General features: G+C 72.6%; 8 protein-coding genes and 2 riboswitches. Of the genes, 2 read left to right on the top strand and 6 right to left on the bottom strand.

Features of this window, described 5'->3' with window-relative positions; all coding sequences use genetic code 11:
- The 5 genes from VI078_12530 to VI078_12510 all read right to left on the bottom strand — a co-directional run.
- On the bottom strand, nucleotides 1–274 hold a 274-nt coding region (locus VI078_12530), incomplete at its 3' end, for a cob(I)yrinic acid a,c-diamide adenosyltransferase (GenBank protein HEY6000108.1).
- Between the two features lie 122 nt (nucleotides 275–396).
- Nucleotides 397–520, bottom strand: a riboswitch (cobalamin riboswitch).
- A 91-nt stretch (nucleotides 521–611) separates the two neighbouring features.
- Complete coding sequence (locus VI078_12525; protein HEY6000107.1) at nucleotides 612–1439, bottom strand: helical backbone metal receptor; 828 nt, start codon at nucleotides 1437–1439, stop codon at nucleotides 612–614.
- Nucleotides 1440–1451: 12 nt separating this feature from the next.
- Nucleotides 1452–3332, bottom strand: coding sequence for a TonB-dependent receptor (locus VI078_12520; GenBank protein HEY6000106.1), 1881 nt, complete (start codon nucleotides 3330–3332; stop codon nucleotides 1452–1454).
- A gap of 28 nt (nucleotides 3333–3360) precedes the next feature.
- A riboswitch (cobalamin riboswitch) is annotated at nucleotides 3361–3527 on the bottom strand.
- Nucleotides 3528–3610: 83 nt separating this feature from the next.
- A complete protein-coding gene (locus VI078_12515) occupies nucleotides 3611–4867 on the bottom strand; it encodes a (Fe-S)-binding protein (protein ID HEY6000105.1) in 1257 nt (418 codons plus the stop codon).
- Nucleotides 4831–5613, bottom strand: a complete 783-nt coding sequence (locus VI078_12510; GenBank protein HEY6000104.1) for a hypothetical protein — start codon at nucleotides 5611–5613, stop codon at nucleotides 4831–4833. The genes VI078_12515 and VI078_12510 overlap by 37 nt, the downstream gene beginning before the upstream one ends.
- 111 nt (nucleotides 5614–5724) lie before the next feature.
- Here VI078_12510 and VI078_12505 point away from each other — a divergent pair, with 111 nt between their 5' ends.
- Together VI078_12505 and VI078_12500 are read left to right on the top strand one after the other, a co-directional pair.
- The gene (locus VI078_12505) at nucleotides 5725–7698 is read left to right on the top strand and encodes an ATP-binding protein (GenBank protein ID HEY6000103.1); all 1974 of its coding nucleotides are present in this window, start codon (nucleotides 5725–5727) and stop codon (nucleotides 7696–7698) included.
- Nucleotides 7695–9053 (top strand): sigma-54 dependent transcriptional regulator, encoded by a 1359-nt coding sequence (locus tag VI078_12500; GenBank protein HEY6000102.1) that lies wholly within the window; start codon nucleotides 7695–7697, stop codon nucleotides 9051–9053. The genes VI078_12505 and VI078_12500 overlap by 4 nt, the downstream gene beginning before the upstream one ends.
- 115 nt (nucleotides 9054–9168) lie before the next feature.
- On the opposite strand, the gene VI078_12495 is transcribed toward VI078_12500, so the two are convergent.
- The coding region (locus VI078_12495) for a tetratricopeptide repeat protein (protein HEY6000101.1) at nucleotides 9169–9406 on the bottom strand (238 nt) is incomplete at its 5' end.

Raw genomic sequence — 9406 nt, 5'->3', positions numbered from 1 at the left:
CGAGCAGCTCCGCGCAGGCCGCGCGCAGCAGGCGGCGCCCCCGCGGGCCGGGGTCGCCGATCGCCGGCGCCGGCAGCGGCGCGCGCAACAGGCGGAAGCGGGGGCCGAGCGCGGCGGCCGCGGCGACCTCGCTCGACGGGTCGCGCGAGTCCTTCAGGAACTGGACGAAGAGCACACGCCAGCCGCGGCCCCACGCCCGGACGGCCTGGCCGAACGCAGCGGTCGACTTGCCCTTCCCGCCGCCGTAGTACAGATGCAGCTGCGCGCGCCTCACCTCGTGCCCTCCGCACGAACGACACACCGGGGGAGCCCTGCGGAAAGTCCGGGGGCGGTGAAGGCGAAACACGCGCCGACCGTCCCTCCCGCGAGGGAACCCCTCGGTCCCGGTGCGGGGTCGTCTCCTGGCTTCGGGCCGCCTACTCCCCCGGCCTTCCCGGCCGCGAGCCCGCGGCCAGTGGCATCTGACGGGGTTTCGTTCCCGTTACAGTGGCGGGGCCGCGCCGGATTCCCACCGGCTTCCCGGGCGGCGCGGTGCCCGCCGCCCTCCCCCACACCTGCACCGCCATTAATATCGGCAGCGCCGCCGCCTCTTGTCAACCGCATGGCACGCCTCAGGGCCCGGCGTCGGCCCTGCCGCCGAGCTCCCCGGCAAGCCACTGCGCCGTTTCCGTGTACGACGGTCCGTCGTGGATCAGGTTGCGGCCGCGCGCCACCGTCGAGACGACGGGGCGGAAGCCGGGACGCTGGTCCCAGCCGCGCTCCGCGAGCAGGCGCGCCGGGTCCACTGGGAACTCCGGCTCGCTGAAGAAGAGCGTCACGTCGGGGCGCGAGGCCGCCGCCGAGGCCAGGTCGAGCGGCAGCCAGGCCTGGGACGAGGCGCCGAACACGTTCTCGCCGCCGGCCAGCTCGACCAGGTCGTGGACGTGCGTGCGCCCCCCCGTCGTGCGCGGGTGGCGGCCGAACCAGAGCTCGACGTACACGCGCGGGCGGCGGGGCGGGGCGCTGACGCGCAGCGTCTCGAACTCCTCGCCCATGTCGTCCGCCAGCGCCCGCGCGGCGTCGACGCGGCCCAGCAGCGAGCCGACGGTCACGACGTTCTCGAGGACGCCGTGGCGGCTCGCCGGCACCGGGAAGGCGTACGCCGGCAGACCGGCCGCGGCGCAGCGGCGGGCCAGCGGCAACTGCACGCCGGAGGTGAACAGCAGCAGGTCGGGGCCGAGCGCGCGCAGTTCCTCGAGGTCGGCCCGGACATAGTCGCCGACCACCGGCGCCGCCAGATCGGCAATGTAGCGCGCGCAGTAGGGCGAGACGCCGACGAGCCGGTCCGCGGCGCCGAGCGCGGCGATCGTCTCCGTCGCCGCGGAGACGAGGCAGACGATGCGCCGCGGCGCCGCCGGCAGCTCGAACGCGTTCCCGAGAAGTTCGCAGGCGACCTTCACGCTCGGGAATTGCTAGAACCGGACCGTCGCCCCGCCCCAGAAGGTCCGTCCGAGCGCCGGGAACCCGAACGCCTGCTCGTACTCCTCGTCGAGCAGGTTCTCGACGCGGGCGCCGAGGTCCAGCCACGTCGCCGGCGTCACGGTCACGCCGAGATCCCACTTGAGGTACCCGTCGTTCTCGACGTCCTGCGCCGGGAAGGTGGAGAAGTTCTTGTCGGGGGCCGAGCCGGAGAAGGTCAGCAGGGTGTCGAGCCGCACCCACCGCGGGAAGCGGTAGACGGCGCCGACGCTGCCCGAGTGCTTCGCGCGGCGCAGCAGCCGCTCGCCCGTCGTGCGGTCCTCCGCCGTCGGGAGCCACGTGTACGCCCCGTTGACGCTCAGGCTCGCCGTCGGCGTCCACAGCAGCGACGCCTCGACGCCGGCGGTGCGCGCCTCCGCGATGTTCTCCGGGCGGAAGGCCGTGGTCGAGTACGCGATCAGGTTGTCGAAGTCGTTCTGGAACCAGTTCGCGCCGACCTGGAGACGCCCCCCGGCCAGCGGCTGCTCCACGCCGGCGTCCCAGCCGAAGTTCTCCTCCGGCTCCAGGTCCGGGTTGCTGAAGCCCGGGTAGTAGAGGTCGGCGACGGTCGGCGCCCGGAAGCCCGTGCCGACGTTCGCGCGCAGGATCGTGCCGGAAGCGGCCACCGTGTAGCGCCCGCCGGCGCGCCACGTCGCGTGCGTGCCGAAGGTGTTGAAGTCGTCGACGCGCCCGCCGAGGCTCGCGGTGAAGCTCTTCGCCGGCGACCAGTCGTACTGGCCGGAGACCGCGTTGGCCGTGACGGTCTTGTCGATCGAGGCGACGCCGAACGCGGAACTCGACGTGTAGTCGGTCGGGCTGCTGTCGTGCGAGAGCCCGAGGAAGAGCTGGTGGCCGGCGGCGATCGCAAAGACGTTCTGCAGGTCGGCGTGCCGGGCATCGGTGACGGTCTCGGTCTTGAGGTTCCCCGAGAAGAACGGCGGGTTCGGCTCCGGCCCGTCGAAGACCACGCGCTCGTGGCCGGCCGAGAGGCTCAGCCGCGCGTCCCACCACGCGGCGGGCACCCCGTGCACCAGGAGCGTCGTCAGCGAGGTCTTGATGCGCGTGCTGTCGTTCGGGTCGTTCGTGAACGTGTCGTTCGGCGTGCCGGCGCTCGACTCGCGGTACGAGCCCGAGAGGCCGACGTCGAAGCGCTCGCTGGCGCGCCAGGTCGCGCCGAAGGAGCCGCCGGCCTCGTGGAACTTCGAGTTCGGCCGCTCGTTGTCGGTGTCGAACGCGCCGCCCTCGGCCGAGAGGCTGACCGGGCCGAGCACGGCCGTGGTCGCCGCGCGGACGCGCGTGCTGGCGTTTTCGCCCACCTCGACCAGCGCCGAGCCGGAATTGGCGGCGGCGCTCCTCTTCGTGACGATGTTGATGACACCGCCGAGCGCGTCCGAGCCGTAGCGGGTGCTCTGCGGCCCGCGCACGACCTCGATGCGCTCGACGTTGTCGACGGTCGTGTCGACGAAGTCGTAGCGGCCGTTGAAGGCGTTGTTGACGCGCACGCCGTCGACGAGCACGAGCGTCTGGCCGCTGCTGGCCCCGCGCAGGAAGACGGAGGTCTGGCCGCCCGGCTGGCCGGTCTGCGAGACGATGACGCCGGGGACGGTCGCGAGGACGTCGGCGACCGTGCGCGCATCGAGCGCGTCGATCTCCTCGCGCGTCACGACGGTGATCGCGTCGGGGGCCGTCGCGATCGTCGACTCGATGCGCGTGGCCGTGACGACGATCTCCTGGACCTGGACGGCGGCCGGGGTTTCGGGCGACTGCTGGGCGGCTGCGGGCGCGGCGAGCGCGAGGGCCACGACGAGGGGTACGGCGGCGAGACGGCGGTGCATGTCCTTTCCTCCTTTGGTTCGAAGGGGTTGGGGGGGGTCCCGCGTCGGCCGGTATTCTGACTTCCTGGCTTCGGGCCTACTCTCCCCGCCTTCCCCGGGAGGGGTGGCTTCGTTGAGGATTTCGTAGCCAGTCACAGCAGCGCCACTGTCGCCGATTCTCACGGCGTTCCCAGCGCCGACGCGGTGTGTACTGCTCAAAGAACGGTGATGCGCGCGTGCTTGTAGCACGGGAGGGGAGCCGGAAGCAAGTCCCGGTGAAACGGTCGGGGAAACTCGCCTCAGCCCCCCGCCGCCAGCGCCGCCGCCACCTTCTCCGGGGTGATCTCCGGGCAGACCGCGCGCGCCAGCACCTCGTTCAGGTGCATGACCCGCAGCGGCGAACCGGTCTCCTTCACGCCGTTGGCAAGTCCGATGCAGCAGGTCTGGCAGGGCGTGACGATCGCCGACGCGCCCGTGGCCTCCGCCTCGCGGATGCGGTGCGCGCCCATGCGGTGCTGCAGCCCCTCGTTGGCGAGCTTGAGGCCGCCGCCCATGCCGCAGCAGGAGGAGAAGGCGCCGGCGCGAGCCAGCTCAACGAACTCGAGCCCGGGGACCGCCGCGAGGACTCGCCGCGGCTCCTCATAGATCTGGCTGTGCCGGCCGAGGTGGCAGGGATCGTGGTAGGTGACCCGCAGCGGGACCGCGTGGCGCAGCGGCAGCCTTCCGGCCGCGATCAACCGGTCGAGCATCTGCGTCAGGTGCAGCACCGGCAGGACGCCGCCGGGCAGCCGCGCGAAGTCCCCGTGCAGACCCTTGAAGCACCCGGCGCAGGAGGCGACGATCGTCTCCGCCCCGAGCCCCCGCAGCAGCTCGATGCGCTGCGCCGCCTCCTGGGGGAAGGTCTCGTCCCCCATGCGCCGCAGCTTGCTGGCGCAGCAGGGCTCGTCGGGCCCGAGGATCGCGAAGTCGACCCCCGCCTCCTGGAGCAGGCGCGCGCTGAGCACGGCGACGAACTGCATCGCCGGGTCGAGGCTCCCCGTGCACCCCGCAAAGTACAGGACGGGGGCCGGCCGTTCGCGCCAGAGACGCACGGGCGCGAGCAGCAGGCCGGCCTGCCAGGCGCGCTCCGCCCAGAGGCCGCGCTCGGCCTGCGGCTTTGCGTAGGAGTTGTTGTGCCGCTTGATGCCGGCCAGGGCGCGCGTCTGCGACTCCGGCCGCGGGAAGCCCGCGCGCCCGAGAGCCAGCCGCGCCTGTTCCCAGAGCTCCGGCGTGTCGATGCGCACGGGGCAGACGACATGGCACTGCCCGCAGGCCGAGCACTCATAGAGGCTCTCCAGGAAGACGCTCCGCTCGCCCTCGGACAGCGAGCCGCGCACCAGGCCCCGCAGCCCGTCGAGCTTGCCGCGCGCGCAGATGGCCTCGCGCGCGTCCTGGGTGTAGACCGGGCACCAGCCCTTGCACTCGCCGCAGCGGGCGCAGGCCTCAAGCTCGATCAGCTGGCGCCAGCTCAGGCCGGCCGCTACCCGCCCGCCCTGTGCCTTGTCGTCTTGGGCCAATAGAGGTCCCTCCGTGGGTGCTCGCCGCGCGCGTTGAGCGCGATGACGAGCGGTGAGAGCAGGGCGTGCAGCAGCGTGCTGCGCGGCAGCCAGGCGACGAGCCCCACGCCGCCGAGTCCGTGCGCCGTCCAGAGCGCCGTCAGCCAGGGACGCAGCGCGGCCGCCCGCTCCGGCGTCGCCGCCTCGAGGGCGTGCCGCAACCCCTCGAGCGCGAAGCCCGAGAGCGTCAGCGCCAGCAGGAAGAGGACCAGCGGCAGGTCCCCCTCCTTCGTCCCCTGCCCCTCCTTCGCCTTCTCGGGAGGGGCGATCAGCCGCCGCAGCAGCGCGAGGACAAGGCCCGCTGCCAGAACCAGGCCCCAGGCGTTGCCCCAGGCCTTGCCGATCGCCCGCCCCTCGCCGCGCAACAGCCACGCCGCGGCGCCGCCGTCGAGCGAGACGGAGGCGAGCGCCGGCAGCGCGACGTGCGCCGCCGACAGCAGCGCGAGGCCCGCGAAACCCCAGGCGATGGCCAGGTGCGCCGCCCACCGCAGCGGCGAGAGCTGAAGGAGTTGCCGCTGGAGGAGCACTTCCGCGAGCCAGATCCCGGCGACCCTGCCCGGCGCGGGCCGCGGCGCCGGCGGCAGGGCACCGCCCCGCGCGAAGGAGCGCACCTTCAGCGCGAGCGCGACGACGACATAGACGAGCGCGAGCGTCGCGGCGCCCCAGAGCACCGCCCACGGCTTCGTGTACGCGACGCTCCCGGGCATAGCTCATCAATACTAGCAGAGAAAGCGGCGGATCATGCTGATGCGAGAAGTCGTCATCGTCGTTCCATCCCCGGCCTTGCCGCAGCCCGCCCCGCGTGGTACCTATCCCCCATGGACGCCGTGACCACCAGCGGGCTCCACGAGCTGCTCGCGACGTTTGATGCGCTGCGACTGCCGGCGTTCCTCGTGGAGGGCGACGGCACCGTCGTCGCCTGCGGCGCGGCCGTGCGCGCGCTCGGCGTGGACCCCGCCGCGCTCCCCGGGACGGGACTCGGCCGGCTGATCTCTCCCTGGCCGCCGGAGGGGTTCCCGGCGAACGGGGAGGCCTTCGACGCCGTCTGCCTGCGCAGCGACGGGACGGCGCTGCCGACCCGCATCGCGGTCTCCCCCGTCCCCGGCGAGCCGGGGCTGCGCCTGGTGGTCGTGCGCGACACGCCTGCGGGGGACGCGCCGGGCCCGCCGGCCCCCGGGGCCACGGCCGGCCCGGCCGACCGCGCGGCCCACCTGGAGATCATCAACGAGCTTTCCGGCATCATCGGCTCCAGCCTGAGCATCGGCACCGTCTTCCGGATGGTGGTCATGGAGCTGCGGCGGCTCATCGACTACAGCCGCGCGAGCCTGCTGCTGTACCGCGAGCAGCAGGACGACCTGCTGATCTACGCGCTCGACACCGAGATGCGCACCCGCCTGCCCCGCGGCGTGCGCGCCCCGATGGAGGGCACCAGCGCCGGCTGGGTCGTGCGGAACAACCGACCGTGGATCAGCACCGACCTGGAGCGCACCCCCTTCGCGCTCGACCGCAAGCTGCTCGCGGAGGGCATCCGCTCGACGATCAGCATCCCGCTCTCGCACGACCGCATGCTCGGGGTCTTCAACTTCGACTCCACGGTCCCGGGGCGCTACTCCGAGCGGGACCTGGCGCTGCTGCTGCCGGCGGCCAAGCACATCGCGATCGCGCTCGAGAACGCGGCGCTCTTCGAGGAGATCTCGCGCGAGAAGAAGGAGTGGGAGCGCACCTTCGACGCCATCACCGACCTGGTCTGGATCGAGGACGACCGGCGGCGGGTCGTGCGCGCCAACCGCGCGCTGCTGCGCGCCGTCGGCCGCTCCGCCGCGGAGCTCGCCGGCCGCCCCTGCGCCGAGGTGCTCGCGCGCCTGGGCCTCGGCACGACCCGCTGCCTCTGCGACGAGACGCGCGCGGGCCGCCGTCCCATGTCGCGGGAGTTCACGAGCGCCGCCGGCGGCATCTTCCACTTCCGGGCCTACCCGCTCTCGGACGAGGAGGGGCGCCTCTACGCCATCGTGCACTACCTCAAGGACGTGACCGGGCAGAAGCGGCTCGAGCAGCAGCTCGTGCGCTCCGACCGGCTGGCCTCGCTCGGCACGCTCGTCGCCGGCATCGCCCACGAGGTGAACAACCCGCTGGGGATCATCGCGGGCTACGCCGAGGCGCTCCTGGATCGCGCGGGCGATCCCGCGCTGGCGCGCGTGGAGTCCTTCGAGGACTTCCCCGAGTACCTGCGGACGATCCACCGCGAGATCTTCCGCTGCAAGGGGATCCTGCAGAGCCTGCTGGAATTCGCCCGCCCCTCGGGCGGCACCTTCCGCGAGATCGACGTCAACGAGCTGATCAAGGAGGTGCTGCTCCTGCTCAAGCACCGCACGGCGCGCCTGCAGCACCGGATCGACCTGCGGCTGACGCGGGATGTGCCCAAGATCCAGGCCGACGCCGGCAGCCTGCGGCAGGTGCTGATGAACCTGCTGCTCAACGCCATCTCCTTCACCCCTCCGGGCGGGGGCATCACGATCACGACGGAGGCGCAGGCCGGCCCGGTGCGCCCCGGGAGCGCCGGCGGCGCCATCCGCCTCAGCGTCCGCGACACCGGCGCCGGCATCCCGCCGGAGATCGTCGGCAAGATCTTCGATCCGTTCTTCACGACGCGCCCCGTCGGCGAGGGGACCGGGCTCGGCCTCACGATCTGCCACCGCATCGTCGAGGAGCACGGCGGCTCCATCGACGTCGAGAGCGCGCCGGGCGCCGGCACGGCCTTCGTGATCACCCTGCCGGCCGTGGGCGCGCCGTGATCAGCGTCCTGGTCGTCGACGACGAGGAGCCCTTCCGCCGGCTGCTCAAACGCGAGCTCGGCCGCAAGGGCTTCGCCGTGGAGGTCGCCGCCGACGGCGAGGCCGCGCTCGCGCTGCTGCGGGGGCGCCCTTTCGACGTGATCCTCCTCGACATCGTGATGCCCGGCCTCGACGGCCCGGCGACGATGAAGCGCCTGCGGCAGGACCCCGGCGCGCCGGCGATCATCGTGCTCACGGGCCGCGCGACGGTCGAGACCGCGGTCGAGGCGATGAAGAACGGCGCCTTCGACTACCTGACCAAGCCCTACAAGCTCGACGAGCTGATCGTGCTCATCAACCGCGCCCACGAATTCGGCGCGCTCACCGCCAAGAGCCGCCTGCTCGAGCAGGAGCTCGTGCGCCAGGAGATCCCGCCGGACTTCGTCGGCGAGAGCCGCCAGATGCGCGAGGTCCACGCGCTGATCCGCAAGGTGGCCCCGACCGACTCGCCGGTGCTCATCCTCGGCGAGAGCGGCACCGGCAAGGAGCTGGTGGCGAACACGATCTGGCGCGCCAGCGAGCGCCGCGAGGCGCCGCTGGTCCCGCTCAACTGCGCGAGCTTCTCCGAGCACCTCATCGAGTCCGAGCTCTTCGGGCACGAGCGCGGCGCCTTCACGAGCGCGGTGGCGACGAAGCACGGCCTCGTCGAGGTCGCCGACAAGGGAACGCTCTTCCTCGACGAGATCGGCGAGCTGCCGCTGGCGCTGCAGCCCAAGCTGCTGCGCTTTCTGGACACCGGCGAGTACCGGCGCGTCGGCGCCACGCGCGCGCAGCACGTCGACGTGCGGCTGCTCGCGGCGACGAACCGCGACCTGCGCGCCCTGATCGCCGAGGGGCGCTTCCGCGAGGACCTCTTCTACCGGCTCAACGTGATCACGGTGACGATCCCGCCGCTGCGCGAGCGGCCCGAGGACATCCCGGCGCTGGCGCGCCATTTCCTCGCCACCTACGGGCGCAAGCGCCAGCGGGCGCCGCACGACTTGACGCCAGAGGCGCTCGCGGCGCTGGCCGGCTACGACTGGCCGGGGAACGTGCGCGAGCTGGAGAACGTCATCGAGCGCGCCGTGATCCTCTGCGACGGCGAGCTGATCGGCCCGGAGGACCTGGCGATGCCGGCGCGCGCCGGCGCCGCGCCTGCTGGCGCGGCCCCGGCGGCGGGCGCGGCGCTCTCGCTGGAGGAGATCGAGCGCGAGCACATCCTGCGGGTGCTGCGCGAGGCCGGCGGCAACCAGTCGCGGGCCGCCCAGGTGCTGGGCATCGACCGCAAGACGCTGTACCTGAAGCTCAGGAAGTACGGGCTGCCCGGGGAGGGCTGAAGGGGCGGCCGTCAGTGCGCGGCCGGCGTGGGCGCTCCGCCGGCCGCCCGCCAGCCTCCTCGGCCACCCGAAATCCACCGGGATGAGAAGGACCCATCGGGTCCCAAACAAGGTTTCAGCGAGGCCTCGTTGATCTCGTAAAGTCGATGACCTTTTCCAAACGATCCGCTTGCAGTATGTCCCGCTGGCGAAGTCGTCGTGCCGTCGCCTCAGCGCCTCGGAGGTCTCCAACACCAAGGTAGTACCAAGCAAGCGAAGTATACGGAGGCACATAGTCAGGCTTGATGCTGATGGCCCGCTCGAGTGCGGCAACGCCTTCGGGCCGTTTCATGCCGACAAGCGCATTGCCGAGA

Source organism: bacterium, assembly GCA_036524115.1.
Classification (GTDB): Bacteria; JAUVQV01; JAUVQV01; order JAUVQV01; family DATDCY01; genus DATDCY01.
Note: the sequence above shows the minus strand (reverse complement) of the source record. Positions and strands in the feature narration are given on the sequence as shown.